26 protein-coding genes are annotated in these 25,497 nt (G+C 33.4%); 25 read left to right on the top strand and 1 reads right to left on the bottom strand.

The window, feature by feature from the left end; all coding sequences use genetic code 11:
* Positions 1 to 161 precede the first annotated feature (161 nt).
* The 4 genes from LGK97_RS12535 (at position 162) to LGK97_RS12550 (ending at position 4,397) form a co-directional block, all read left to right on the top strand.
* Entirely contained in the window at positions 162 to 740 is a 579-nt protein-coding gene (locus LGK97_RS12535; protein WP_226260115.1) for an HD domain-containing protein, read from the top strand.
* A gap of 12 nt (positions 741 to 752) precedes the next feature.
* Complete coding sequence (locus LGK97_RS12540; RefSeq protein WP_226260116.1) at positions 753 to 2,210, top strand: PLP-dependent aminotransferase family protein; 1,458 nt, start codon at positions 753 to 755, stop codon at positions 2,208 to 2,210.
* 148 nt (positions 2,211 to 2,358) lie between these two features.
* Entirely contained in the window at positions 2,359 to 3,462 is a 1,104-nt protein-coding gene (locus tag LGK97_RS12545; protein WP_226260117.1) for an alanine/ornithine racemase family PLP-dependent enzyme, read from the top strand.
* Positions 3,463 to 3,644: 182 nt separating this feature from the next.
* Complete coding sequence (locus tag LGK97_RS12550; RefSeq protein ID WP_226260118.1) at positions 3,645 to 4,397, top strand: NYN domain-containing protein; 753 nt, start codon at positions 3,645 to 3,647, stop codon at positions 4,395 to 4,397.
* A gap of 99 nt (positions 4,398 to 4,496) precedes the next feature.
* On the opposite strand, the gene LGK97_RS12555 is transcribed toward LGK97_RS12550, so the two are convergent.
* Positions 4,497 to 5,144 carry a helix-turn-helix transcriptional regulator gene (locus tag LGK97_RS12555; RefSeq protein ID WP_226260119.1) on the bottom strand — a complete coding sequence of 216 codons (648 nt, stop codon included), beginning with the start codon at positions 5,142 to 5,144 and terminating at the stop codon, positions 4,497 to 4,499.
* A gap of 180 nt (positions 5,145 to 5,324) precedes the next feature.
* On the opposite strand from LGK97_RS12555, the gene LGK97_RS12560 reads away from it, so the two are divergent.
* From LGK97_RS12560 to LGK97_RS12660, 21 genes are all read left to right on the top strand, one after another.
* Entirely contained in the window at positions 5,325 to 5,612 is a 288-nt protein-coding gene (locus LGK97_RS12560; RefSeq protein ID WP_226260120.1) for a DUF2325 domain-containing protein, read from the top strand.
* 1 nt (position 5,613) lies between these two features.
* Complete coding sequence (locus LGK97_RS12565; RefSeq protein WP_226260121.1) at positions 5,614 to 6,231, top strand: HD-GYP domain-containing protein; 618 nt, start codon at positions 5,614 to 5,616, stop codon at positions 6,229 to 6,231.
* Between the two features lie 72 nt (positions 6,232 to 6,303).
* Positions 6,304 to 6,732 carry a flavodoxin gene (locus LGK97_RS12570; protein ID WP_226260122.1) on the top strand — a complete coding sequence of 143 codons (429 nt, stop codon included), beginning with the start codon at positions 6,304 to 6,306 and terminating at the stop codon, positions 6,730 to 6,732.
* 31 nt (positions 6,733 to 6,763) lie between these two features.
* A complete protein-coding gene (locus tag LGK97_RS12575) occupies positions 6,764 to 7,396 on the top strand; it encodes a DUF3793 family protein (protein WP_226260123.1) in 633 nt (210 codons plus the stop codon).
* Positions 7,397 to 7,606: 210 nt separating this feature from the next.
* The gene (locus LGK97_RS12580) at positions 7,607 to 8,656 is read left to right on the top strand and encodes an energy-coupling factor ABC transporter permease (protein ID WP_226260124.1); all 1,050 of its coding nucleotides are present in this window, start codon (positions 7,607 to 7,609) and stop codon (positions 8,654 to 8,656) included.
* A gap of 70 nt (positions 8,657 to 8,726) precedes the next feature.
* Positions 8,727 to 9,539, top strand: a complete 813-nt coding sequence (gene cbiQ / locus LGK97_RS12585) for a cobalt ECF transporter T component CbiQ (protein ID WP_226260125.1) — start codon at positions 8,727 to 8,729, stop codon at positions 9,537 to 9,539.
* A complete protein-coding gene (locus tag LGK97_RS12590) occupies positions 9,536 to 10,294 on the top strand; it encodes an energy-coupling factor ABC transporter ATP-binding protein (RefSeq protein WP_226260126.1) in 759 nt (252 codons plus the stop codon). The genes cbiQ and LGK97_RS12590 overlap by 4 nt, the downstream gene beginning before the upstream one ends.
* A 170-nt stretch (positions 10,295 to 10,464) precedes the next feature.
* Positions 10,465 to 10,878 (top strand): DUF3842 family protein, encoded by a 414-nt coding sequence (locus tag LGK97_RS12595; protein ID WP_226260127.1) that lies wholly within the window; start codon positions 10,465 to 10,467, stop codon positions 10,876 to 10,878.
* Positions 10,879 to 10,880: 2 nt separating this feature from the next.
* Entirely contained in the window at positions 10,881 to 11,072 is a 192-nt protein-coding gene (locus tag LGK97_RS12600) for a CooT family nickel-binding protein (RefSeq protein ID WP_226260128.1), read from the top strand.
* A gap of 255 nt (positions 11,073 to 11,327) precedes the next feature.
* Positions 11,328 to 11,837 carry an amidase domain-containing protein gene (locus tag LGK97_RS12605; RefSeq protein ID WP_226260129.1) on the top strand — a complete coding sequence of 170 codons (510 nt, stop codon included), beginning with the start codon at positions 11,328 to 11,330 and terminating at the stop codon, positions 11,835 to 11,837.
* Positions 11,838 to 12,003: 166 nt separating this feature from the next.
* Positions 12,004 to 13,230 carry an alpha/beta hydrolase-fold protein gene (locus LGK97_RS12610; protein WP_226260130.1) on the top strand — a complete coding sequence of 409 codons (1,227 nt, stop codon included), beginning with the start codon at positions 12,004 to 12,006 and terminating at the stop codon, positions 13,228 to 13,230.
* Between the two features lie 178 nt (positions 13,231 to 13,408).
* Positions 13,409 to 13,714: an autorepressor SdpR family transcription factor gene (locus LGK97_RS12615; protein WP_226260131.1), complete on the top strand. Its 306-nt coding sequence runs from the start codon at positions 13,409 to 13,411 to the stop codon at positions 13,712 to 13,714.
* Positions 13,698 to 14,357, top strand: a complete 660-nt coding sequence (locus LGK97_RS12620; RefSeq protein WP_226260132.1) for an SdpI family protein — start codon at positions 13,698 to 13,700, stop codon at positions 14,355 to 14,357. The genes LGK97_RS12615 and LGK97_RS12620 overlap by 17 nt, the downstream gene beginning before the upstream one ends.
* A gap of 289 nt (positions 14,358 to 14,646) precedes the next feature.
* Positions 14,647 to 15,951, top strand: coding sequence for an MATE family efflux transporter (locus LGK97_RS12625; protein WP_226260133.1), 1,305 nt, complete (start codon positions 14,647 to 14,649; stop codon positions 15,949 to 15,951).
* 70 nt (positions 15,952 to 16,021) lie between these two features.
* Positions 16,022 to 16,852, top strand: coding sequence for a MerR family transcriptional regulator (locus LGK97_RS12630; protein WP_319001564.1), 831 nt, complete (start codon positions 16,022 to 16,024; stop codon positions 16,850 to 16,852).
* Positions 16,849 to 17,913, top strand: coding sequence for a helix-turn-helix domain-containing protein (locus LGK97_RS12635; protein WP_226260135.1), 1,065 nt, complete (start codon positions 16,849 to 16,851; stop codon positions 17,911 to 17,913). The genes LGK97_RS12630 and LGK97_RS12635 overlap by 4 nt, the downstream gene beginning before the upstream one ends.
* Entirely contained in the window at positions 17,906 to 19,159 is a 1,254-nt protein-coding gene (locus tag LGK97_RS12640; protein ID WP_226260136.1) for an FAD-dependent oxidoreductase, read from the top strand. The genes LGK97_RS12635 and LGK97_RS12640 overlap by 8 nt, the downstream gene beginning before the upstream one ends.
* Before the next feature lie 343 nt (positions 19,160 to 19,502).
* Positions 19,503 to 20,174, top strand: a complete 672-nt coding sequence (hypB, locus tag LGK97_RS12645) for a hydrogenase nickel incorporation protein HypB (RefSeq protein WP_226260137.1) — start codon at positions 19,503 to 19,505, stop codon at positions 20,172 to 20,174.
* 63 nt (positions 20,175 to 20,237) lie between these two features.
* Positions 20,238 to 22,946, top strand: a complete 2,709-nt coding sequence (locus LGK97_RS12650) for an FAD-dependent oxidoreductase (protein WP_226260138.1) — start codon at positions 20,238 to 20,240, stop codon at positions 22,944 to 22,946.
* Between the two features lie 88 nt (positions 22,947 to 23,034).
* Complete coding sequence (locus LGK97_RS12655; protein ID WP_226260139.1) at positions 23,035 to 23,376, top strand: hydrogenase maturation nickel metallochaperone HypA; 342 nt, start codon at positions 23,035 to 23,037, stop codon at positions 23,374 to 23,376.
* A 178-nt stretch (positions 23,377 to 23,554) separates the two neighbouring features.
* Positions 23,555 to 25,390 carry an N-acetylmuramoyl-L-alanine amidase gene (locus LGK97_RS12660; protein WP_226260140.1) on the top strand — a complete coding sequence of 612 codons (1,836 nt, stop codon included), beginning with the start codon at positions 23,555 to 23,557 and terminating at the stop codon, positions 25,388 to 25,390.
* Positions 25,391 to 25,497 lie beyond the last annotated feature (107 nt).

Raw genomic sequence — 25,497 nt, forward strand, 5'->3', positions numbered from 1 at the left:
TATAAGTGGTTTTTAAATATTTTTTCCGACAAATATATCATTATAATAACACATGCGATGTGTTATAATTTCCCCATAGAGTAAAGCAACATTGATAGGACATAGAACTGTGACTTATGGTAAAAATAATAAGATTAACTAAAAGAAAGAAGGTTTTATTTATGGAAAAGACAACACCTAAAAGAGAGCAGGCTTTTGAACTACTAAAAAGATACAATAAGAGTGATAGTCTGATAAAGCATGCATTATCTGTTGAGGCAGTTATGAGGCATTTTGCAGAGATAAACAATGAAGAATTAGAAAAATGGAGCATAGTTGGACTTCTTCATGATGTAGATTATGAGATGTATCCCAAAGAACATTGCGTTAAGGTAAGGGAGATATTAGAGGCAGAGGGATATCCTGAGGAGTACATACATGCAGTGCAGAGCCATGGATGGGGTCTTTGTATAGATATAGAACCAATACATAAGATGGAAAACATTTTGTTTACAATAGACGAACTTACAGGTCTTATTACAACAACGGTACTTGTGAGACCAAGTAAAAGTATTCTAGATTTAGAAGTAAAGTCAGTTAAAAAGAAATGGAATCAGAAGGGTTTTGCAGCAGGGGTAGATAGAGATGTTATTCTTTCAGGAGCAAAAAGAATGAATATGGATATTAATGATATAATTGCTGAAACTATAAAAGGGATGCAAAGTGTTGCTGAAGAAATAGGATTAAAGGGAGAACTATAAGAGGGGTTTTTTATGTTAGATATAGATTGGAAGATAGATAAATCTTCTTCAAAACCATTATACAAACAAATTGTAGAATATTTCAAAACAAAGATAAATAGTGGTGATTGGCCAGTTGGTCTTATAATTCCACCTCAAAGAAAACTTGCAGACATGCTTTGCGTTAATAGGAGCACCATTGTTACAGCTTTAGATGAATTAAAAGCTGAAGGCATATTGGAAGGCAATGGGAAAGCAGGAACAAGAATAGTTGATAATACCCTAGTAGCTATAGCAAAACTTCAACCTAAATGGCAGTCTTATATAGAAGAAGGAATCCACATACCCAATTTAAATACTATTAAGCAAATAAACAAGTTAGATTTTGATAAAAATATAATAAGGCTAAGTTCTGGAGAAGCATCTCCTGATTTATTACCAGGGGATACTATGTCAACTATTTTAAAAGAAGTATCAAAGGATATACCAAATTTGGGCTATGAAGAGCCAAAGGGGATGCTATATCTAAGAGAGCAAGTAAGCAAGTATTTAAAAAAATATGGAATAGAAGCATCACCAAATTCGATTTTAATTGTTTCAGGGGCCTTGCAAGCAGTACAACTAGTAACAATGGGACTTATGCAGCCTGGGGCCACTGTTTTCTTGGAAAAACCATCATATTTGTATTCCCTTCAAATGTTTCAATCTATGGGAATGCGAAGAAGTGGATTGCCCATGGATAAGGAAGGAATACGTGCAGATTTGATTTCCAAAGACAAAAGGAAACACGGCTTATCAATTCTGTATACAATACCTAGTTTTCAAAACCCAACAGGCATAGTAATGTCTGAAGCTAGAAGGCGTCAGTTAATTGAAGTGTGCCAAAAGGAAAAGCTCCCCATTATTGAAGATGATGTATATAGAGAGCTATGGCTTGATGCTCCAACACCAAATCCAATAAAAAGCCTTGATAAAACTGGCTTAGTGCTTTATGTAGGTAGCGTTTCTAAAACCTTAAGTCCAGGGCTTAGAATTGGATGGATCGTTGGACCAGAACCAGTAATTGAAAGGCTAAGTGATATAAAGATGCAAACAGATTATGGATCAAGCTCACTATCACAGTTAGCTGTAGCAAAATGGTTTGAAACTGGTCTTTACGCGGAAAACTTAGAATATTTAAGGAAACAATTATACAAAAGAAGAGAAGTTACCATTTACGCACTGCAAAAATATTTTGGTGATATTGCTAGCTTTGACATACCTTTAGGTGGATACTTTATGTGGCTAGAGATAAAATATCCAATAAATATGTATAAGCTATTTGAGGAGGCCTGCAAAATAGGTATTTTAATGTATCCAGGACACATTTATGATACAAATCTTAATCAATACCTACGAATATCCTACTCCTATGCATGCATTCCAGATTTACAAAAGGGAATTTATGAGTTATCAAAACTTGTTAGAAAACTTATTTTAGAGAAAAGCTAATCATGAGCAAAATATGGTTGGCTTTTTTGCGTTTATGGTTGGTAAGCAAATGTTTTATATGGATGGAGATAAAAAGTGTTTTATCCTTTATGATAATAATTAGTAAGTATATTCTAAAGATATAGATTATTATAGGGGGATGGATAGTATGCAAAATATTAATTCAGAGTTGAAATACCCAGTACTTGAAATAAACTTAAAGAAGGTACAGGAAAATATAAAATCAATGGTTGATTTATGTAAATCACAGGGCATAAGCATTGCAGGGGTAGTTAAGGGATTTAATGGACTACCAGAGGTTGTGAAGCAGTTTGAGCAGGCAGGATGTAGCCATATAGCAAGTTCAAGAATGGATCAAATAATTAAGTTAAAAGAAAGTGGACTTGAAGCTCCTTTTATGATGATTAGAATTCCAATGTTTAGTGAAATAAAAGAATTGGTACAGTTTGTAGAGATTAGTCTAAACTCAGAGCTAGAAACATTAAATATGATCCAAAAGGAATGTGAATTGCAAGGAAAGAAACATAAGGTAATTTTAATGCTTGATCTTGGGGATTTGAGGGAAGGTATTATTGATGAGGAAGAATTTATTAGTTTAGCAGAATATGTGGAAAGTCATCTTGAAAATGTTGAGTTGTATGGTGTGGGAACTAATTTAGGCTGTTATGGTTCGATAATGCCAACGGAGGAGAATCTAGGAAGACTTTGTAGTATAGCTGAAATAATTGAAGGTAAAATAAACAGGAGACTAGAAATGATTTCTGGAGGAGCTACAAGTTCGTTACCTTTAGTAATAGATGGTAAAATACCTAAAAGAGTAAATAATTTAAGGATAGGAGAGGGTATACTATTAGCGGCAGATCTAGAGGATTTCTGGGGATATGATATGAAACACATGCATAAAGATAGTTTTGTGCTAAAAGCTCAAGTTGTGGAAATAAAAAATAAACCTACACATCCTATCGGGGAAATATTTATTGATGCTTTTGGAGGCAAACCAACCTATGAGGATTACGGAATACGTAAAAGAGCACTGCTTGCGGTGGGGAAACAGGATTTTGGATTACACGACAAGTTAATTCCACAAAGAGCTGGTGTGAAAATTGTTGGAAGTAGCTCTGATCATTTAATTATAGATATTGAAGATTGTGATACTTGCGTTAAATTAGGCGACATTCTTGACTTTATAATGTACTATCCACCAATGATGTATCTAAGTGGATACTCAGCGGTGCCAAAGATTTTAATATAGGAATATTTAGAAAATAATAAGTAGGCAGAGAAACTTTATGGGTTTAAACTGGCAAGAGCCCTAGAAGTACAGTGTTATATTTTAGTTGTAAACATTTACTGTATAGGATATAATTTATTTAATATAAAAAACTATATACTATATAGGGCTCAGTAGGTAAAAAACATGTAAAGGAGAAAAAGATGGAAAAGGATATGAAGATTGCAGTTTTGATTGATGCTGATAATGTATCTGATAAATATATAAAATACATAATTGACGAAATTTCAAACCATGGAACACCCACTTATAAAAGAATATATGGTGATTGGACAAAGCCTCAACTAGCCTCATGGAAGAATGTATTGCTCAATTATTCTATTACACCAATACAACAATATAGCTATACTACAGGCAAAAACTCAACGGATGCAGCACTTATAATTGATGCTATGGACATACTTTATTCACACAATGTGGATGGCTTTTGTATAGTTTCTAGTGATAGTGATTTTACTAAACTAGCAGCTCGCCTTCGTGAAGCTGGCATGTACGTTATCGGTATGGGAGAAAAGAAAACACCTACACCTTTCATTTCAGCTTGTGAGAAATTTAAATACCTTGAAGTACTAGCTTCCATGGCTCCGGAACATGCTGAAACTTTGCCTATTAAAGGTGCGCAAGTTCAGGGAGAATCAAAGCTTAGTATGACAACTACGGATAAATTAATCGAAGCTATTAAAACTATTATAACTGAGATTTCAGACGAAGATGGCTGGGCATTCTTAGGTGAACTAGGTAGTACTCTTAACAAGAGGTATCCAGATTTCGATACTAGAAACTATGGATATACAAAACTTACACCTTTTGTAGCATCTTTAAATCATTTTGAGATTAGATCAACAAGAACTAGTAACCCAAGTATTAGCCTTAAGTATATTAGAAATAAAGTATAATATTTAAATAGCAACCGGTATGCTGCATTAGGTATAGAGGCAATACTAGTAATTGAGTTATTGTTGTTTAGTGCAATTTAAAGATCATATATAGCGGTTCTATTTTCCTAAGTTTTTCTTGTATTCCTTAGGAGAAACGCCTGCATATTTCTTGAAGGTGGTGGAAAAATGGCTTTGACTATTAAATCCACACTGAGAAGAAATTATATCCAAAGCATTTGAGGAGTTAATAAGGAACTTTTTTGCTGCGTTTATTCTGCAAATATTTATATATTCACAAAATTTAAAACCAGTGCTTTCTTTAAAAAGATAACATAGATAGTTGCTACTTATATGAATATGAGCTGCAACCTTTTCTAAGGTTATTTTTTTTTCGATATTTGAGTGGATATAGGTTAAAGCACGGTTTATAATCTCATTTTCCGGCGCTTGTTTAGAAGTATTAATGGCTTTAATATAACTTTTAATAATTCCTTCGCCAAGGATAATTAAACCTTCTCTAGAATGACAAGTTTCTATAAAAGCAATATTTTCATTGCATAAATCCTCCAAAGTTAAGGATGTACTAATACATAAATAGGTATATACAAAGATGTTAATTGAATACAGCAGTTTTTTAAGTTCCTTATCGCTATTGCTTAAGGATAAAAGCATATTTATCTTATTTATATACAGGTCATTGGCATTTTCTAAGTTGTTATTTTTAATATTTAAGGCAAGTTCAGTGTGATTAAGTAAAGTTTTCATAATATCTCCTTAATATTCCTAAAAAATATAGTAATAATCTTAAAAAAATTATAGCATAAACATATTATAATATAAACAAGAATGATAATCAATATCATTCAGTATTCAAAACATATAATATAAAGAATGTGCAAAATGGAAGAATAATAAAATAGATAATTAAGAAAAGGAGTGTTTTCAATGAGTATTTTGGTTATAGGCGGAGATGGAATAGAAAGTATATCACAAAAATTAACGGATACAGGATTTTCAGACATACAACATGTAAGTGGAAGAAAACCAAGCGATAGAAAACTTAAAATATCTTCTGAAACGGATTTAGTATTAGTTCTAGTAGATTTCATAGGCCATTCATTAATGAATAATATCAAAAAAGAATCTAAAAAACATGGTGTGAAAATAACTTTTTCTAAGCGTTCATGGACACATATAGAAAACAATATCTGTAGCTGTCTTAAGGAGATGTAGAATGCTTGGGAAGCTCTTTGCTCGATTTAGAGAGAAAGGAATGTACCATGACATAATTGAAAGCTTAGTGGCAGCCCTTGAAGCTAAAGATAATTATACAAGTGGTCATTCGGAGCGAGTGGCATTTATGACTTATGAGCTTTCAAAGGGACTTGGAATTAAGGGCTTAGAGCTTGAGAATATGCATATAGCAGCGCATCTCCATGACATAGGCAAAATAGGAGTTCCAGATATTATTTTAAATAAGAATGGAAAACTACTACCTCATGAATGGCAGTACATAGAAATGCATCCAAAGATCGGATTTGACATTTTAAGCAAATCGAAAAGATTGAAATATATAAGTAAAATTGTTCTTTATCATCATGAAAGATGGGATGGAAAGGGTTATCCGCAAGGACTATCTGGAACTTCTATACCAATTGGGTCAAGAATAATTGCAGTATGTGATTCTATGGATGCTATGACATCTGATAGACCTTATAGAAAAGCTATGAGTTTCGAATCGTGCATGAATGAATTAGTTATTAATTCAGGATTAATGTTTGACCCTGTGATAGTTCAATATATTGTAGACAATATGAGTAAGGTAAAAAAGCAATATCAATTTAATATGTAGATAATGTAAAAAAACAGCAAAGCTAATGGATATACAAGTAAGCACATTAGATATTTAGAGGAGGAAAAGAAAATGAAAGAAGTTGTAATTATTTATTGGAGTGGAACTGGAAACACAGAAGTTATGGCAAAAGGAATTATGGAAGGTACAATGAAAGAAGATGTAAATGTTAGACTGATTAATGTAGGGGATGCAAGTACTACGGATATTTTGAATGCAGATGCCATAGCTTTAGGATGTCCATCTATGGGGTCAGAGGTGCTTGAAGAATCAGAAATGGAGCCGTTTATTGAATCCATTGAAAGTGCCATAAGGGGTAAGAATACTATATTGTTTGGATCTTATGGATGGGGCAATGGAGAATGGATGGAAGATTGGCAAGAAAGAATGGAAAGATATGGTGCAAACCTTCTTCAAGATGGTCTTATAGTAAACTATGAACCAGATGGGGAAAGCATTGTAAAGTGCAAGGAACTTGGTGAGTTGTTATCAAAATCTTAAAAGTAAATTAGTATGAATTGGAGGGTGTTTTATGAGTATAGAAGAGGTAAGAAAATTTTTAAAGATAACAAATAGTTACGATGATATAGAGTATTTACTTTCAGTAATAATGTGTAATGCAGCACCAACAATAAAAAACCATAAAACATCCTCATTAATTAATTTTAGAAATAATAATAGAAATTTAAAGGATGTATGGGAAAAGTATAAGAATGAAGTAAAAGAAAAACTAGATGTGGATTTTTTTGAATTAAAAAAAGATGAAACAAGCACTCTGGTACTATTTTATAATAAAGAAAAAATTAAGCTAGGTATAAGAGATAGTAGAAGCATGGAATTTTTAAAACGATTCGGGTATAATGAAAGCATGGATATTCATGAGTGTTTATCATTTTTAGGAAAAAGATTTGAGAATCTGTGTCCTCATGAAATTGGAGTTTTTTTAGGATATCCTATAGAAGATGTAGTATCCTTTGTTGATTATCCAAGTAGTAAATGCAAAATGGTAGGATATTGGAAGATATATCATGATATTGAAAAAGCCGAAATTATTTTCAATAAATATGATGAGATAAAACATGATATTATGACATTGATGGTGAAGGGAATGAAACCAACAGAAGTATTAAATATAAACACAATAAGTTTAGTAAATAACTATTGAAGACAAGCCTCGGTGAATACAAAAGCCTTGATGTTATGTAAAATAATGGTTGACAAAGATAGGCAGGCTATGATATATTTATATATAATTGAAATCATGAAGGTTTCTACAGCAATTTACCATAGATTAATATAAATCAGACCCATGAAGGGGCTAAGTATAAAACTTACCTTTTTTTGGGTTACTTTATTTTGTAGAGGAGTGTATATTATGCATATGGCTGATGCCTTGATTTCACCCTTAGTAGGTGGAACTATGATGGCTGCTACCGCTGGCGTTGCAGCTTATTCAATAAAAAAGATACAGAATGAAATGGATGAAAAGAAGATTCCTTTGATGGGTGTAATGGGAGCCTTTGTTTTTGCAGCACAGATGATTAATTTTTCAATACCGGGTACTGGATCAAGCGGACACATTGGAGGAGGAATACTGCTGGCAATATTACTAGGACCTTATGCTGGGTTTTTAACAATGTCTTCAATACTATTGATACAAGCATTGTTCTTTGGAGATGGGGGGCTGCTTGCCTATGGATGCAATGTATTTAATCTTGGTTTTTATACTTGCTTTATAGCATACCCTTTAATTTATAAGTGGGTTACACGCAAAGGTGTTACAGCTAAGAGGATTTTTGGAGCTTCCATGTTTTCAGCCATAGTAGGCCTCCAAATGGGAGCCTTTAGCGTTGTGCTTGAGACACTTTTATCTGGAAAGACTGAATTGCCTTTTGGAACATTTGTGTTACTTATGCAACCAATACATTTGGGCATAGGGTTAGTTGAAGGTTTTGTAACTGCAGCAGTTGTTACTTTTGTATGGAGAGCTAGACCGGAAATTATAGAAAAAGCAGCTATAGGAGAAGCTATTGGGAATATATCCATAAGGAAAATACTTACAAGCATTATAATTGCAGTGGTTGTAGTGGGTGGTGGGATCTCATGGTTTGCCTCTTCAAATCCTGATGGTTTAGAGTGGGCTATGGAAAAGACAGCAGGTACAGCAGAGCTCACGTCTCCAGATGGAATCCATAAAACTTTATCCGAAATACAAAGTAAAATAGCGTTTTTACCTGATTATGGGTTTAAGGCAAAAACGGATGAGAATGAGTTAGCTACTGAGTCAGAAAGCTCATGGCCTTCTGTTAATGCAGGGACAAGCATTTCAGGTATAGTAGGAGGGGCACTTACACTAGCATTGGCAGTATTCACAGGTCTGATTATAAGTGTTATGAAAAAGAGGAAAAGAAAAGTAAACGCATAAGGAATCAAGGTCAGAGAAGGGCAGGGCAGGAAGCTCTGCCCTAAATTTTATAATAAGGATTTGATTTTACATGTCAAAGGCAATAAATTCGCTATATAATATGAGGCTTTTGGAGGATATGGCAGATAAGGAAACCTCAATACATAGACTTCACCCTCTTGTAAAGTTACTAACCACAGTGGTGTATTTAATCGGAGTTGTGTCATTTGGAAGATATGAAATAAGTGGTCTTTTGCCTTTTGTTTTTTATCCCGTGCTTATTTTTGCGCTAGCAGAACTGCCAGTTGCGCCAGTTCTAAAAAGGGTATTGATTGCTCTGCCTTTTATTATTGGAATTGGGATATTGAATCCGTTATTTGACCATCATACAATTCTTATTGGTGGTATTACCATTTCTAGAGGATGGATTACATTTTTATCTATTCTAATTAAATGCGGTTTAACGGTAACAGCAAGCATTTTATTAATTGCAACCACAGGAATGGATAGATTGGGTGCAGCATTAAGAATGCTAAAAGTACCTAAGATTTTTGTTTTACAGTTATTATTAACATACCGTTATATTTCAGTGCTGATAGAAGAGGTGGCAAGAATGCAAAGGGCTTATTCTCTAAGAGCACCAGGGGAAAAGGGAATACGCCCTAATGTTTGGGGGTCTTTTGCAGGCCAGCTAATACTAAGAACATTTGACAGAGCACAAAGAGTTTATCAGTCAATGATCCTCAGAGGTTTTACAGGTGAGTATAATATAGGGGGTATTGCAAAAGTAAGATTTAAAGATTTTGCTTATTTGGTAGCATGGAGTTTGTTTTTTATTATTGCGAGAATATACAATTTACCTATGCTTATAGGTTTGTTGTTTACAGGAGGATTAAATAGATGAGTCATCATAAACTTGAAGTAAAATCTTTAAATTTTTCTTATCCAGATGGGCATGAGGCGGTAAAGGATATATCTTTTATAGTCCATCATGGCGAATCCGTGGGGATTATTGGTGCAAACGGTGCGGGCAAGTCTACGCTACTAATGCTCCTAATGGGAGTTCTATTTCCTGGTGGGGGAGAAGTACTGGTAGGGGATGTACATGTAACAAAAAAGACATTACCAATGATACGCCAGAGATTAGGAATGGTTTTTCAGGATCCTGATGATCAACTATTCATGACAACTGTTTATGATGATGTAGCTTTTGGACCACGAAATTATAAACTTGATGAGGCAGAAGTTGAAAGTAGAGTAATAAAGGCTTTAGAATTAGTGGGGATAGCCCATTTAAAAGATAGGGCCCCTTTCAAATTATCAGGTGGCGAAAAAAGGTCCGCTGCAATAGCATCTGTTTTATCAATGCAACCGGATGTACTTATAATGGACGAGCCAACAGCAGCGTTAGATCCTAAATCAAGGCGGCGAGTAATTAGTTTATTAAGAAGTTTTAAGCATACAAAAATAATCACTAGTCATGATTTGGATATGGTGCTTGAAACATGTCAAAGAATAATTGTAATTAAAGACGGTAAAATTGCCGCAGATGGAGAAGCAAAAGAGATTTTATGTAATGCAGAATTATTAGATAGTTGTGGACTTGAAGTACCGCTTTCATTTCAAAATTGTCCTATTTGTGGAGCTTCAAAAGAATGATTTAGCCATACAAATAGTAGTTTTGTTATAAAGGTTCAGTCAAGTTGCCTATTTTTTGATATAATATATCCATGAAGTTAATGACATTTGAGAAGTTATTAGTATTGCGGTAGCGGAATCTAAGAATATAAGCAGCTGCAAGGCAATGATTTAATGATTGGAGGAGTATAATGCGAATTGCTGTAGTAGATGGGCAAGGTGGAGGAATAGGTAAAGCTATTGTTGAAAAATTTAGACAAGTTTTTGGAGAAGGTATTGAGATTGTTGCACTTGGAACTAATTCTCTTGCAACTGCATTAATGATTAAAGCAGGAGCGAGCGAAGGGGCAACAGGTGAAAATGCTGTTGTTTACAATGCTTCTAAAGTGGATATAATCTTGGGCCCAATAGGAATAATATGTGCTAATTCACTGCTGGGTGAACTCACACCTCTTATGGCGAGAGCTATAGCAGAGAGCTCAGCAAAAAAAGTGCTTATTCCTTTGAATAGATGTAACGTAACTGTGGCTGGGACTCAAAATAAACCACTGCCACATTATATTGATGATGCTATTGAAATAGTGAAAAATCAGAGGGGTGTTTGATTATGTGTGAAGCTAATGTTTATTTTGTTGACAAAGAGGGTAATGAAAGTTTGATATTGGAATCCGTAGATAAGGTGGTTCCAACCAAAGACGGCATAATGCTTGAAAATATATTCAGTGAGAGAAAAACTGTAAAGGCAAAAATAAAGGAAATGGCTCTTGTAGAGCATCGTATAGTTTTAGAAGATGAATAAAAAAAAGCTGTGAAGGATTGCTTCACAGCTTTTAGTATTAAAGTAAAGGGGGACTTCGCTTTAATTTCTATCTCATTTATATATATATAATATCATGGATATATGTCAGAATGATGAATAAACGGTATATTATTTGTTAAATATTAAAAAAGTTCATAGAAAATTTGTAGTAGAAAATACGAAATAATTGTCCACTGTAAACAATAAAGGTATATAGCATAATATATTATGAGTAGAACTTTTTAGGAGATTGTTATGCCGAATAAGTATAATGGAAGAGCGGCTGCAAACTATGCTGTGCAATATGCCCTTTCACCAAACAAGTCATATAAATACTTTCAATTAGTTAATGAGAATGGTGGAGATTGTACAAACTTTGTTTCTCAATGCTTAAGAGCAGGAGGAGCTCCCATGGACTATAACAACATTAGACCTTGGTGGTATGATATGAATCAAGGTAAAGCTTCAGTCTGCTGGGCAGTTGCACACTCACTATATTGGTATTTAAAAACAAACCAAAGCAGTAATAGAAATGCAATTAAGGGATTAGAAGTAGATAACGCCCATGAACTTGAAATTGGAGATGTGATATTTTATGAAAACTATAATAATACTATTTTTCATGGGGCTGTAGTAACTTCATTTGCAAGGATTGGTGACAATAGTGAACCACTCATATCTCAACACACATTCAATCTACTTAATGTTACCTATAAAAAAGACTATAGCTATAAAAAATCACATTTTCTTAAAATTAGCTTGTGATAAAACATGTGAGACATAAGAAAAGGTGGAGAATGTTGGCTTTAAAAACGCAAGAGGAGGGTACGGAAATAATCCGTGCCCCTTTTTTAGATTGGTTAAAGTTCAACTTGCCACTTGCCACGTGGGTGGCACTATGTTACGATAAAAAGAAAAGGAATGACTTAATATGGAAAGAACATTATTAAATAGTACAATAATCATGAACTTAAAAGAAAAAATTCAGCAAGAGGATAGGCAAGCTTTACAAGAATTTTGGGATAATGTAGAGAGTAATGGAGCTCCTTTAATAGAAGAAATAGATGGAGATTCTGAAAATGCATTAGTCACTTTTGTTTATAAAGCAGATGAAGAAATTGAAAATATAGTATTAATGCCCCCAATTGGGCAGGATAATTTACAAGAGAACAAGATGCAAAGACTTTTAGAAACAAATTTGTGGTACATAACTTATAAAGTGAGAAACGATGTGAGATTTAAGTATAGTCTGTCTGTTAATGATTCGCTTGACGATGATGATTGGACTAAAAGATGGGAAGAGTTAACCTATGATAAGTTAAATAAAAATAGAATAATAGTTAAAGGTGAAGATGGAAAGAAAGATGAAATAGAATCCTATGTTGTAATGCCAAAGGCTAAGGAGCATTTTTGGGTAAAAGAAAGAAAGGGAAGTCATAAAGGAAAAATACATGAATATCAGCTTCATAGTGAGAGTTTAGAAAAAAATCGAAGAATTAGAATTTATACACCATATGGTTATAGCAAAAGTAATAAACCTTACAAATTTTTAGTTTTAACTGATGGTGATGAATACATTAATGTTCTTTCTGCAATTACGGTGCTTGATAACCTAATTGCGGATAGAAAAATACCACCTATAATTACAATATTCATTGATTCTCCTGAGGAAACAAGGGAGGACGAATTAAGTTGTGACGATGTTTTTGCAGATGTTATCGTTAAAGATTTAATTCCATGGGTTAGAAAGAATTATAATGTTTCAAATAATGCTAATGAAGCTATAATTGGTGGACTTAGTGTGGGAGGATTAACAGCTACATATTTGGGATTAAAACATTCAGAGGTTTTTGGAAATGTGCTTTCACAATCAGGTTCTTATTGGTATAAGAGAGAAAGCTACGAAGGCTCTCCACTTGATTGCTGGATAAGTACTGAGTTTGAAGGAATAGATAGGTTACCTCTTAAGTTTTATTTGAATGTAGGTGTTCTTGAACATAAGCAAGGTATGATAGGTACAAATATAAAATTAAAAGACGTCTTGATATCAAAGGGATATGATACTTACTTTGAATATTTTAATAGTGGACATGATTATTTATGTTGGGGAGAAACTTTGGGTAATGGTTTAATTTCGCTGATTGGAATAAGGGATTAGAATTAACATATAACGGATAGGCACAAGATGCATATCCGTTATATTTTTATTGAAGAAAGCAACTTGCCACCTGGGTGGCACTAGATTATAGTTGCACTATTTGAATAAATGTAATATAATACTATTAGACAGTTGTCTAAATATCTAATAGTATTATATTAATTAAGGGAGGGATTATATGGCTGCTTTAAATTTACCTTTTAAAGCTTTAGCTGATCCAACCAGGCGCAAAATAATCATGCTTCTTAAGAAGGAGAGCCTTACAGCGGGAGAGATTGCAGAGCACTTTGATATGACGAAACCCAGCATTTCTCACCATCTAAACACGTTAAAACAAGCAGATCTTGTTAGTGATGAAAGAAAAGGACAGAATATTTATTACACATTAAATACTACTGTATTTCAGGAAGTTATTGGCTGGTTTTTTGATGCAACTCATTATAATGAAGATGGAGATGATATTAATAATGAAAAAGATTCTTGATATTATAAAAAAAGATTGGTTTATTCTTGTTATAATTGTCTTAACTTTTATGGTAAGCTTATATTTTTATCCGGAACTACCTAGCAAAATTCCAAGTCACTGGAATAGTAAAGGTGAAATTGATGGTTACTTAGGGAAGTTCTTTGGAACATTTTTAATTCCTTTAATGAATTTAGCTTTTTACTTTATGTTTCTGTTTTTACCTTATTTGGACCCTAAAAAAGCAAATTACGAAAAATTCAAGTCTTCTTATAAAGTAATAAGAAATTCATTGCATATACTTTTTGCATGTATTCAAGTTGTAATATTGTTAGTTGCATTAGGACATCGTGTTGATGTAGTTATGTTAATAGGTGTAGGCACATCATTATTATTTGTGGTTATAGGAAATGTCATGGGAAAATTCAAGCATAATTATTTTGTTGGAATAAAGACTCCTTGGACACTTGCAAATGAAGAAGTTTGGGTTAAAACTCACCGAATGGCCGCACCACTATGGGTAGTGGGTGGGATCATTTCTACTATCTTTGCAATAATTGGAGGTACAATGTATTTCATAGCCTTAATAACAATAGTGTCTATAATTTCTATTGTTCCAATGATTTATTCTTATGTAATATTTAAAAAATTGAATAAGGTATAAAAATAAAAGCTGTGAATTTCAAATTCACAGCTTTTAATATTAAAGTAAAGGGGGACTTCGCTTTAACTTTTATTCTATAATAAAACTATACTATAAAATTGTGAAGAAAGAATGAAGAGAGTGTTTAGTTTGTGTTAAATATTAAAATATAAATCATTATTTTAGATAATTAAGAATAACAACTTGCCACTTGCCACCTGGGTGGCACTAATATATACCTTGACTCTATAGTAGCAATAGAGTTTATAATAGTAAAAGTGTAAAAATAACGAAAAAGGTGGATATACGAATGACAAAAAAATTCTTAAGATATGCGGTTCCTTCAGGACTTGCTATGTTTATTTCTTCTTTATATACAGTTATTGATGGAATATTCGTAGGCCAAGGGGTTGGGGATTCGGCATTAGCAGCAGTTAACATAGTGCTACCATTTACAGTTTTATTATTTGGGCTTGCTTCTATGTTTGCAATAGGTGGAGGTGCTCTGGTATCTAAAAACATTGGAGCAAATGACAAGGAAAGTGCAGTAAATATATTTAGACAAGTATTTAAATTTCTACTAATAGTTAGTATTGTAATAAGTATAATAGGTGTGTTTTTTACAGAAGGAATAGTAAATTTACTAGGAGCAACAGGTAAGCTTGAAGCTTTGTCAGTGGATTATTTAAGGTTCTATACGCTATTTTGTATTCCTAATTTAACAGGAATAGTTCTTTCTAGCTTTGTTAGAAATGATGGAAAACCAAAACTTGCAATGATATCCACAATATGTGGTGCAATAACTAATATAATATTAGATTATATTTTTATATTTCAGTTTGGTCTTGGAATAAAAGGAGCTGCTATAGCTACAGGACTTGGCCAAATAGTTACAGTAGGTGTTTTATTACCTCACTTCTTAAAAGGAGAAGGGATTTTAACCTTTGGAAATGTAAAACTTGATAAGGAACTTATTAAAAACTTTGCACATATAGGTTTCCCATCATTCTTTGCTCAAGGGAGTTATTCAATAATTGTGCTATTGCATAATATAGCTTTAGCAAAATATGTAGGTGATGTAGGAATTTCTGCATATAGTATAATAAATTATTTAACTACAAATATTTATATGGTCCTTTATGGAATAACACTAGGAGTTCAACCGCTTTTAAGTTATAATTATGGAAGAAAAAACTCTAAGAAGTTGATAGGATTCTTTAAAATAACATGTACATCTTCAATTTTAATAAGTGGAGCTTTCGTTATAATAAGTTTTGTTTTTGGACAGGGACTTATAGGGATATTTACAGCAGATCCATACATAGCAAAACTAGCATACAAAGCACTTCGAATAGCGTGCTTTAGTTATTTTGTGGTAGGATTAAATTTAAATACTCTTGTGTATTATCAAGCTATAGAAAAACCAAAGTATTCAAATATAAGTTGTATATGTAGAGCGGTTATTTTCCTTCCAATATGCTTAATTTTATTTGGAAATATGTTTGGAATAAACGGCATATGGATAAGTGCATTAGTATCTGAAAGTTTGACATTTATAACTATAAAATTAATCGCAAACGTAAAAACTTCCACGAAGGCGATTCTTGCTCAGTAAAAGACCACACTTAAATAAAATAATAAGCTAGATATTTTTGAAGATTACTAAATTAAAATGAGGTGAGATCATAGGTACTAACTTTTCAATAGGTGAAATGTCAAAGCTGAATAATATATCAATTCAAACATTAAGATATTATGATAAAATTGGACTGCTAAAACCTTCATACATAAGTGAAAATAGTAAGTACAGATATTATTCTGCCAAACACTTGGTAGCAATTGACTTAATAAAGCAATGCAAGGCTATGGGGTTATCCTTAGAGGAGATAAAAGACTTAATAGAGAATTACACTTCATTTGATTCCATACTTAGTATTATAAGTAATCAAAAGGAAATGATTAACAATAAGATAAAAGAATTAAACATAATGAAAAATAATATCAGTTTTCTTGAGAAGCGTATAAAGAATTCTTTAGAAGAGGGTATTAATGAAATTTTCATAAAGTATAACCAAGAAAGAAAATTTATTAAATATAATAATGCAAAGAGATATACAGAAGAATTTGAAATAAATTTAAGTGAAATATTAGTATCTATAGAGCAAAAATATAATAGCTCTAAAAAAGAACTTGCCTTCTCTATATCTTACGATGATATGAAAAAACATAATAAGGTTGTGTACAATAATATGTTTATTAGCGCCTCGGATTATATTACAAATGATGTTGATAATAAAGTGATAACCTTGGAGGCAGGCGAGTATATAACACTAAACTTTGATGATGATTATAATGATACCAGTAAATATTATAAAAGCCTTACTGATTATATTGATAGAAATAATATTGAAGTAAGTGGAGATTTTTATGAAGTATATATTATGACTAGAGTCTCCAATGATGGTACGGAAAAATCTTTAGGGCAAATTCAAATATTAAAGAAGGCTCTATCATGAAAGTAGAAGGGTTTAATGCCCACAACAAATATATGGTTTTAAAGCATGGTTTGGAACAAAAGAATGTTTCAGAAACATGTAAGCTGTTTGGAATTACAAGAACCACATTCTACAATTGGAATAAGGCTTATCAAAAGTATGGAATGATGGGACTAGAAATAAAAGTGCCAAAGAAACCCACTATGCCAAATAAAGTAAGTAAAACTATTGAACATGAAATTTTATCATATGTTGAAAGGAACCCTATAGATGGGCCAAAAAGAGTTTACTATGAACTAATAGTGGAAGGATTTAATATCGGGGAGTCTGGAATTTACAATGTATTAAAGAGACACAAGCTGTCAACAAAAGCTCAGCGGATAGAATATTCTAAAAATAAAGAGCTTCATGTAAGAGTTAAGCGAAAGAGTAAAAAGGCAACAATGGATTTTAAAAATACACAAGGGACATATCCAGGGCATTTGGTGATTCAACGAATGGATTTTATAGGTACATTTGATGGCATTGGTAAAGTGTATCAGTACAGTCTTTATGATACCTATTCAAAGTTTGGTGTGGTAAAGCTATATAATAAAAAGCAAGATATTAATATTTGGGACTATTTTGAAATTAAGCTTGTCTATTTGATGAAGACTTTTAATTTAAATATTGAGAATTTAATCACAGAAAAAACAAAAGAGTTTGTACCCTATTTTGTTAATAGCAATAAGTATAAGGAGATTATAGAAAGCTTTCACATCAATCATAAGTTTATTGCGCCTGGAAAAGATACTGTTTTAGATGCTATGGGTGATTTTAACGAGCTTTTAGTGAAAGAATTTCATAACAAGGTTAGAACAGACGAGAACTTGGACTCTTTTATTAAGGTTGAAAGTGCTATTCACAAGTTTTTAAGACATTATAACTTTGAAAGAGTTATTTCAAGTGGGTGTAATGCTCAAAAGGTTCCGGCTAAGGTGGTCCTTGAAAGAGCAGTTCATAACAATGTAGATTTAGATACGTTGCCACTGTGGCTTTTGGTTTTGTTAAGTCCGCCTAAACGAGGTGATCAAAGTGAATAAAGCTGATTATAAAGTTGCGATTATTGGCGGAGGACTAGCTGGTCTTGTAATGGCATATAGTTTGCAAAAAAAAGGGTATAAGGATGTTACTGTTTTTGAAAAGGACGATAGGGTAGGTGGTAAGCTTAATACCATTTGGTATAAAGGTAAATCCTATGAATTTGGTGCTATATTTGGGTTGCCTTGTCAGAAACAACTAAAAAAACTGTTGAAAACTTTTAATATCAAAGTTGATGGCCCTAAGCTATCCCGGGAGAATTATGATGCAACTGGGAATAAGGTTAGGCAAATACCAAAAGATGACTTGAGTGATTTTGTGGAAGAGTTAAGTAGACTTCCTAATGTTTTAAAGGAGTACAAATCATTAGAAAGTTTTAATATTCATAACATAGAGGCTCCACTTATGCTTCCTTTTTCAACGTGGTGTGATATAAATCAGTTTAAAGTTTTAAAAACAGTTTATGGTCATCATTTTACAAGTTATGGACTAGGAGATATAGATGAGGTACCGGCACTTTATGTTCTTAGGGTACTTAATTATGATAATATAATGTCTTTTATGGAATTACCTGAACTTAGCACATGGAAAGAGGGGGTTTCATCCCTAATTGAATGCTTAAATCAGGAAATTAAAGATATTAGATTGGGACAAAGAGTAACAAAAGTTTCCTTGTCAGACAATGAAAAATTATGTATTCACACAGATTTTGAGGTGCTTGAATTCCATAGAGTAGTAGTCACCGCTCCTTTAAATCAATTTGCTAATATTTATGGTGAAGACCCCGAAATGAAACAATTCTTAAGCTGTATAAAGTATGAAGATTATAAAATTTATGCTTTTATAGCAGAGAAGCTCCCAAAAGGATGCGGTTGCGTGCTAGAAAATTTATCAATGAAGAATAGGGGACATATCATAATATGGAACTCTAGGTGGTATTTAGGCCATGGTGAAGATCTTGTTATGGTATATGCTTATGACAATCCCGAAAGGTCTGTAGCAGAATCCTTGAAAATAATTGAAAGTGACTTATTGAAACTAGGTATTCAAAGTCCAAGGCTTTATCAGGTTAAGCATTGGAAACAAGGTCCTCATGTGGATACCAATGCATTGCAAAATGGATTCTACGAAAAGATGGAAGCCATGCAAGGTAAAAACAACATTTTTTTAGCAGGTGAAATCATGAGTACAGTGTCAATGGAAAACTGTATTAAGTATTCAAACTATCTAATGGATAAGTATTTTTAAGAAAATAAAGGTTGCTTGAATGATTTTGGATCATTTAAGCAATCTTTATTTTATTTTCAAGTATAGTTTACACTTCTTCGCATAAAATCTTTATTAAGAGCCATTATTATATGAATTATCCAATTTAAGATATGTAAACCATACTTGAAATAGAAAGTCGATAAACGTTGAAGTAGGATATGTCTGACTTTTTTGACAATGGTAGTGTTTTTTTATATACTTAGAATGATAAAATTATAACAATATAATAGTGGGTTATGTAGTATTAGGCCATTGTAAACTACTTTTTTTAAATAAAAAGGAATAAAAATAAAACTTAGAATTAAACGGGGGGGCAAATAATATGGACGCATACAAAATTCTTGATATCAAGCAAAGTATTTTTGAAAACAATGACAGGCAAGCAGATTTACTAAGGGAAGAATTGAAAAAAGATAAGACCTTTTTACTGAATTTGATGTCATCACCAGGTTCGGGTAAAACAACAACTGTTTTAAGAACCATTGAAGCACTTAAAGGTGAAATGAGCATTGGAGTTTTAGAAGCTGATATCGATTCAGATGTAGATGCTCACGCAGTTTCGCAGACAGGAACAAAAGTAATCCAATTGCATACAGGAGGTATGTGTCATCTAGATGCAGATATGACAAAGCAAGGGCTCGAAGGTCTTGAAACAGAAGGTCTTGACTTTGTAATTTTAGAAAATGTAGGAAACCTGGTATGTCCAGCAGAATTTGACACTGGTGCATCAAAAAGTGCTATGATTTTAAGTATACCAGAGGGAGATGATAAACCCTTAAAATATCCTTTAATGTTTTCAATTGTTGATGTTGTATTAATCAACAAAATAGATGCAATAGACTATTTTGATTTTAATATAGAGGCAGTGAGAGCACGTATAAAAAAATTGAATCCCAATATCAAGGTAATAGAAATATCTGCTAAAACCGGTAAGGGAATTGATGAGTGGGCTGATTGGGTTCGCATGGAAGTTAAGAATTGGAATGAAAAATAGCATCATAGTGAAATTTAATGGGGAATAGACTATAACTAGTTATTAAATAAGGGGGCAATCCACATGGTAAATAAAAAAGTATTGGAGCTTGCTAATAAGATTAGTAGGGCAAAGAAGGGCTCAAAATCAGAAATTACAGGGAATGATCCGGAATATAAAGTTCTAGAACCTGTTGTTACAGAGGAAATGGCAGAAGTAGGAGTTTTTCTTGAATTACGTAAACCTCAAAGTGCAGAAGAGGTTGCTGCTCTTTGCGGCAAATCCGTAGAGAAAACAGCAAAGCTCTTATGGGATTTGGCTATTGCAGGTGTTTGCTTTGTTAATGAAATAGAAGGCGTTGATAAATACTGGTTTGAGATTTGGGTTCCGGGACACATGGAAACCATAGTTAACCACCCAGATAAGAAAAGCGTTAAAAACTTTATACAATCTGCAGAGGCTTTTGAGCACTATGGGAGAAAAAAAGCTCCATTGACAGCAGGTATTTTTACAATAGGAACAGGACCTATGCGCGTAATCCCTATTGAAACATCTATTCAAGGGGAAACTAGAAGGGCATCTTATGAGGAAATTTCTAAATATCTAAATGAAAATACTATTTTCTCAGTTTCAGATTGTTCTTGCCGTACATCAAGGGAAGCAATGGGAGAAGGTTGTGGTCACTTAAAGGAAGATATGTGCATTCAGCTGGGACACGCTGCTGAGTACTATATTCGCACAGGTAGAGGTCGCGAAATTACCCGGGAAGAAGCTTTTGAGATTATTAAAAGAGCGGAAGAAAACGGTTTAATGCATCAGATACCTAATACAGATGGTCCTGGAAAAACTCACGCCATTTGTAACTGTTGTGGATGTTCTTGTTATGCAACAAGAATTGCTGGAATGTTTTTAAACAATGATATGGTACGTTCAAATTACATTTCACAAATAGATAAAGATAAATGTGTTGCTTGTGGAGAATGTGTTGCGGTTTGTCCTGTTAATGCTTTGAAATTAGGACAAAAAATATGTACTAAAACTCCAATTATAGAGGAGAAAAGAGTGGAGTTCCCATCTAATACAGAGTGGGGCGAAGATAAATGGAATGAAAATCATCGTATAAACAGAGAAAATGTTGTAAAGACTGGTACGAGTCCTTGTAAAACAGGATGTCCAGCTCATATTTCTGTTCAAGGTTATATTAAGCTAGCTTCTCAAGGTAAATATAGAGATGCACTTGAACTGATCAAGCATGAAAATCCATTTCCAGCGGTATGTGGACGTATTTGTCCAAGGAAGTGTGAAGATGAATGTACAAGAGGAGATATTGATGCTCCGGTTGCCGTAGATGAAATCAAAAAATTCATTGCAGAGCAAGAACTAACCATGGGAAATAGGTATGTGCCAACTCATAGACATGAATATGGAAAGAAAATTGCTATTGTTGGTGCTGGTCCTTCAGGACTGTCTTGCGCTTTCTATTTAGCAATTGATGGTTATAAGGTAACGGTATTTGAGAAACAGAAGGCACTTGGTGGAATGCTTACACTTGGAATTCCATCTTATAGACTAGGAAAAGAAGTAATTAATGCAGAAATTGATATTTTGAGAGAATTAGGCGTTGAGTTTAAGACAGGTGTTGAAGTTGGCAAAGATGTTAGTCTTAAAGATTTAAGAGATCAAGATTATAAAGCTTTCTATCTTGCAATTGGTGCTCAAGCAGGTAGAAACCTTGGTATAGAAGGAGAAGAAGCAGAGGGCGTTGTTACAGGGGTTGATTTCCTTCGGGAAGTAAACTTAGGTAATGAAGTGAAACTTGAAGGAAATACTGTTGTAATTGGTGGTGGTAATGTTGCCATAGACGTTGCAAGAACAGCTACAAGAGTTGGAGCTTCAAAGGTTGAAATGTTCTGCCTTGAAAGCCGAAGTGAAATGCCTGCCCTTGAAGAAGAAATTGAAGAAGCAGTATCAGAAGATATTGGTATTAACAATTCTTGGGGTCCAAAAAGAATTTTAGCGGAAAATGGGCGAGTTGTAGGCATAGAATTTAAAAAATGTCTTTCAGTTTTTGATAAGAATGGAAGATTTAGTCCTGTATTTGATGAAAATGAAACAAAAATTGTGGAGACAAACCACATTCTTATTTCAGTAGGGCAGGGAATGGATTGGGGTAATTTGTTAGAAGGTAGTAAGGTAGAATTAAATCCAAATAAGACAGTAAAAGCAGATTCATTTACTTTGCAGACAGGAGAAGAGGATATATTTGCAGGTGGAGACGCAATGACTGGTCCTAAGTTTGCAATAGATGCAATCGCTATGGGTAAGGAAGCTGCAATTTCAATCCATCGCTATGTTCAACCGGGACAAAGCTTAATTATCGGTCGTGATAGGAGAGACTACCATGCACTTGATAAGGGGAACTTGACCCTTGAAAGCTACGATAGTATGCCTAGGCAAAGACCACTTCATGTGGATGGAAAGAAATCAAAAGAAACCTTTAAAGATTTACGTAACACATTCACAGAAGAACAAGTGAAAAAGGAAGCTGAGCGTTGCCTTGGATGTGGTGTTACAACTAGAGATGAATACATGTGTATAGGCTGTGGTGCATGTACAACTAGGTGTAAATTCGATGCAATTACACTTGTGAGAAATAATGATGCTGAAGGTATAGCATTTGAAAAGCTTAAACCTATAATTCTTAAAAATATAATTAAGCGTAAAGGTAGAATCACAGCAAGAAAAATGAACAAATTTGTAACTGGAATTTTTACAGGAGATAAAGCTAAATAGGCATTTAAGGAAGAAGGTAAAATATAGGCAAAAGGGGACACGAGGTTTCCTTTTGTCTTTAAAATTAGGAGAATAGAGGTGAGTTAATTTGCATGAATTAGGTGTGGTGTTTGAAGTGATTAGGACCGTCTTGGACTTTGCAGAGAAAAATGGAGTAACAAAAATTGAAAAGGTAGTTCTCCAAATTGGTGAGCTATCCTCTATGATTCCGAAATACATTGAGGCCTGTTACCCCGCCGCAGTTGATGGCACAATAATGCAAGATACAAAATTAGAAATTGAAGTATTACCAGGCAATGTTATTTGCAAAGGTTGTAATAAAGTTTTTAATCTACTTGAGAATAAGGGAAAATGTCCTGACTGCACAAATGGGTACTGGGAGTTAATAAGTGGAAAAGAATTTATGATTAAAGAAATTGTGGCTTGTTAAATCATCATCTGCGATGCTGCAATATTAGCAGCTTTGGAAGCAGATTTAGACTTGGATATACGGGATAGGCAATAAATGCCTATCCCGTGTTTTTTTTGAAACTTGCCACTTGCCACGTGGGTGGCACTATTGGTATAATTAAATGATATGAAAACTATGACAGTTTAGGAGGAATTATATGAAAAATCACTTTAAAGCAATTGTAATTATGATTTTAACTTTTGCAATGTTTATATCTACGCAAGTGACAGTTAAAGCAGAAACATTTGCATATATGGATGCTAAAAAAGATGTGACAGCTAGTAAACCTTGGACGGTGAATTTTAATAAACCTCTGAGTAAAGCTACTGTAAACACCACCAATATTATGGTGATTGGAGAAAATAGCAAGAACATAGATGTGAAAGTTAGTTTAGCAAATGGCAATAAAAGTGTAATGGTTGAACCTTTAAAAAACTATGAATATAATAAGACCTATACCTTGGTAGTAACTCAAAATGTTAAGTCGGAAGATGGAAAACCTCTTCCCAAAGAAGTTAGAATGGATTTTAATACTGAAAGTGCACCTGTTATAGTTGTACCTCCTGTGCAAGGTACTGCAAAATTCATTGTATGCATTAATGCAGCAAGAGGTGGTATTGACAATGGTAATATTGGACCTACGGGACTCAAAGAGAAAGATGTTAATTTGGATGTAGCTTTAAGGCTAGGTAAATTACTAGAAAAAGAAAATGTACAAGTTGTTTACACTAGAAGTAGCGATACGGTAACTTGGGATTCTAGTAATGATATACAAGAGAGAATAAACATTGCCAATAAGTCGAATGCAGATTTACTTATAACAATTAGTTGCAATAGCGTTGAGTCTGAAGCTCCTAATGGTATAGAGACCTATTACTTAAAAGGAAATGATAAAAGCAAGGAATTAGCACAGTACATACAGGCACAGTTAATAAGTCAAACTGCAGCTGCAGATAGAGGAGCTAAAGAAAGTGAATATAATAGCTTAAAACTATCTAATGCACCAGGGGCTATGGTAGCTATAGGCTTTATAACTAATAAAATTGAAGAAAACAAACTTAAAACTAGTGAGTACAAAGATAAATTAGCTTTGGCCTTTTTAGGGGCAGTTAAAAAATACATAAGCGCCAATCCTAAACAAGGAGACGTTGGTGGAGATACAGGTTCAACTCCACCTCAACCTTCGGTCTCAGTAACCAAATATATAGAGGATATTACTGAAAATATTAGTAAAGGTGATAAATATAATTTTCCTTTGAAGGTTAAAATAACTACAAACACCGGTGAGAAAAAAGAAGTTGATGTGGTTTGGGATATTAAACAACTCGATACAAGCAAAGTTGGAAGCTATAGCTTTAAAGGGACCATTAAGGAAAGCATTAAAAAGGTTACATTAGTAGTAAACATAATGGAGAGTACTAAAACTAACTTTAAAATTGTTTTAGATGCAGGACATGGAGGCCATGATTCAGGAGCTATAGGGATTACAGGCATAAACGAAAAGGATGTGGCACTGTCAATTACCTTAAAGGTAGGAAACATACTAGCTAAGAACGGTGTTGAGCCAATATACACAAGAATTAGCGATAATATAGATTGGCCAATTAACGCAGCTGAAAATCTTCAAGCTAGATGTGATATTTCTAATACAGCTAAACCGAATTATTTTGTGTGTATTCATGCCAATTCGGGTGTTGCAACTGCTAGCGGTATTGAGACGTATTATTTTAATGGAAGTGCAGCCAGTGTGAAATTAGCACAAGCAGTACAAACTGAGTTATTTAAAGAAACAGGAAGTAAAGATAGAGGGATTAAAACTGATAATTACTATGTTTTACGTAATACGGATGCTACATCAATACTTATAGAAACTGGATTTCTTTCTAATTCAGAGGAAGAAAAGTTACTTAACAGTGAAGTGTATCAACAAAAAATAGCAAAGGCAATTTCAACGGCTATTCTTAAGAGCTTGGGGATAAATAATATAGTATAGTGCCACCCACGTGGCCAATGTCATCAAGCTAAGATAACACAAACTGGTAATTAAAATAATTAAATGAATTCAAGAAAACACTTGACATTTGAAAAACACCGCAATAA

Source organism: Clostridium sp. CS001, from assembly GCF_020443565.1.
Lineage (GTDB): Bacteria > Bacillota > Clostridia > Clostridiales > Clostridiaceae > Clostridium_AD.

Excerpts from the sequence above, each read along its gene's own strand:
- LGK97_RS12535 (WP_226260115.1), top strand. The coding sequence starts at position 162 with ATGGAAAAGACAACACCTAAAAGAGAGCAGGCTTTTGAACTACTAAAA.
- LGK97_RS12540 (WP_226260116.1), top strand. The coding sequence starts at position 753 with ATGTTAGATATAGATTGGAAGATAGATAAATCTTCTTCAAAACCATTA.
- LGK97_RS12545 (WP_226260117.1), top strand. The coding sequence starts at position 2,359 with ATGCAAAATATTAATTCAGAGTTGAAATACCCAGTACTTGAAATAAAC.
- LGK97_RS12550 (WP_226260118.1), top strand. The coding sequence starts at position 3,645 with ATGGAAAAGGATATGAAGATTGCAGTTTTGATTGATGCTGATAATGTA.
- LGK97_RS12555 (WP_226260119.1), bottom strand. The coding sequence starts at position 5,144 with ATGAAAACTTTACTTAATCACACTGAACTTGCCTTAAATATTAAAAAT.
- LGK97_RS12560 (WP_226260120.1), top strand. The coding sequence starts at position 5,325 with ATGAGTATTTTGGTTATAGGCGGAGATGGAATAGAAAGTATATCACAA.
- LGK97_RS12565 (WP_226260121.1), top strand. The coding sequence starts at position 5,614 with ATGCTTGGGAAGCTCTTTGCTCGATTTAGAGAGAAAGGAATGTACCAT.
- LGK97_RS12570 (WP_226260122.1), top strand. The coding sequence starts at position 6,304 with ATGAAAGAAGTTGTAATTATTTATTGGAGTGGAACTGGAAACACAGAA.
- LGK97_RS12575 (WP_226260123.1), top strand. The coding sequence starts at position 6,764 with ATGAGTATAGAAGAGGTAAGAAAATTTTTAAAGATAACAAATAGTTAC.
- LGK97_RS12580 (WP_226260124.1), top strand. The coding sequence starts at position 7,607 with ATGCATATGGCTGATGCCTTGATTTCACCCTTAGTAGGTGGAACTATG.
- cbiQ (WP_226260125.1), top strand. The coding sequence starts at position 8,727 with ATGTCAAAGGCAATAAATTCGCTATATAATATGAGGCTTTTGGAGGAT.
- LGK97_RS12590 (WP_226260126.1), top strand. The coding sequence starts at position 9,536 with ATGAGTCATCATAAACTTGAAGTAAAATCTTTAAATTTTTCTTATCCA.
- LGK97_RS12595 (WP_226260127.1), top strand. The coding sequence starts at position 10,465 with ATGCGAATTGCTGTAGTAGATGGGCAAGGTGGAGGAATAGGTAAAGCT.
- LGK97_RS12600 (WP_226260128.1), top strand. The coding sequence starts at position 10,881 with ATGTGTGAAGCTAATGTTTATTTTGTTGACAAAGAGGGTAATGAAAGT.
- LGK97_RS12605 (WP_226260129.1), top strand. The coding sequence starts at position 11,328 with ATGCCGAATAAGTATAATGGAAGAGCGGCTGCAAACTATGCTGTGCAA.
- LGK97_RS12610 (WP_226260130.1), top strand. The coding sequence starts at position 12,004 with ATGGAAAGAACATTATTAAATAGTACAATAATCATGAACTTAAAAGAA.
- LGK97_RS12615 (WP_226260131.1), top strand. The coding sequence starts at position 13,409 with ATGGCTGCTTTAAATTTACCTTTTAAAGCTTTAGCTGATCCAACCAGG.
- LGK97_RS12620 (WP_226260132.1), top strand. The coding sequence starts at position 13,698 with ATGAAAAAGATTCTTGATATTATAAAAAAAGATTGGTTTATTCTTGTT.
- LGK97_RS12625 (WP_226260133.1), top strand. The coding sequence starts at position 14,647 with ATGACAAAAAAATTCTTAAGATATGCGGTTCCTTCAGGACTTGCTATG.
- LGK97_RS12635 (WP_226260135.1), top strand. The coding sequence starts at position 16,849 with ATGAAAGTAGAAGGGTTTAATGCCCACAACAAATATATGGTTTTAAAG.
- hypB (WP_226260137.1), top strand. The coding sequence starts at position 19,503 with ATGGACGCATACAAAATTCTTGATATCAAGCAAAGTATTTTTGAAAAC.
- LGK97_RS12650 (WP_226260138.1), top strand. The coding sequence starts at position 20,238 with ATGGTAAATAAAAAAGTATTGGAGCTTGCTAATAAGATTAGTAGGGCA.
- LGK97_RS12660 (WP_226260140.1), top strand. The coding sequence starts at position 23,555 with ATGAAAAATCACTTTAAAGCAATTGTAATTATGATTTTAACTTTTGCA.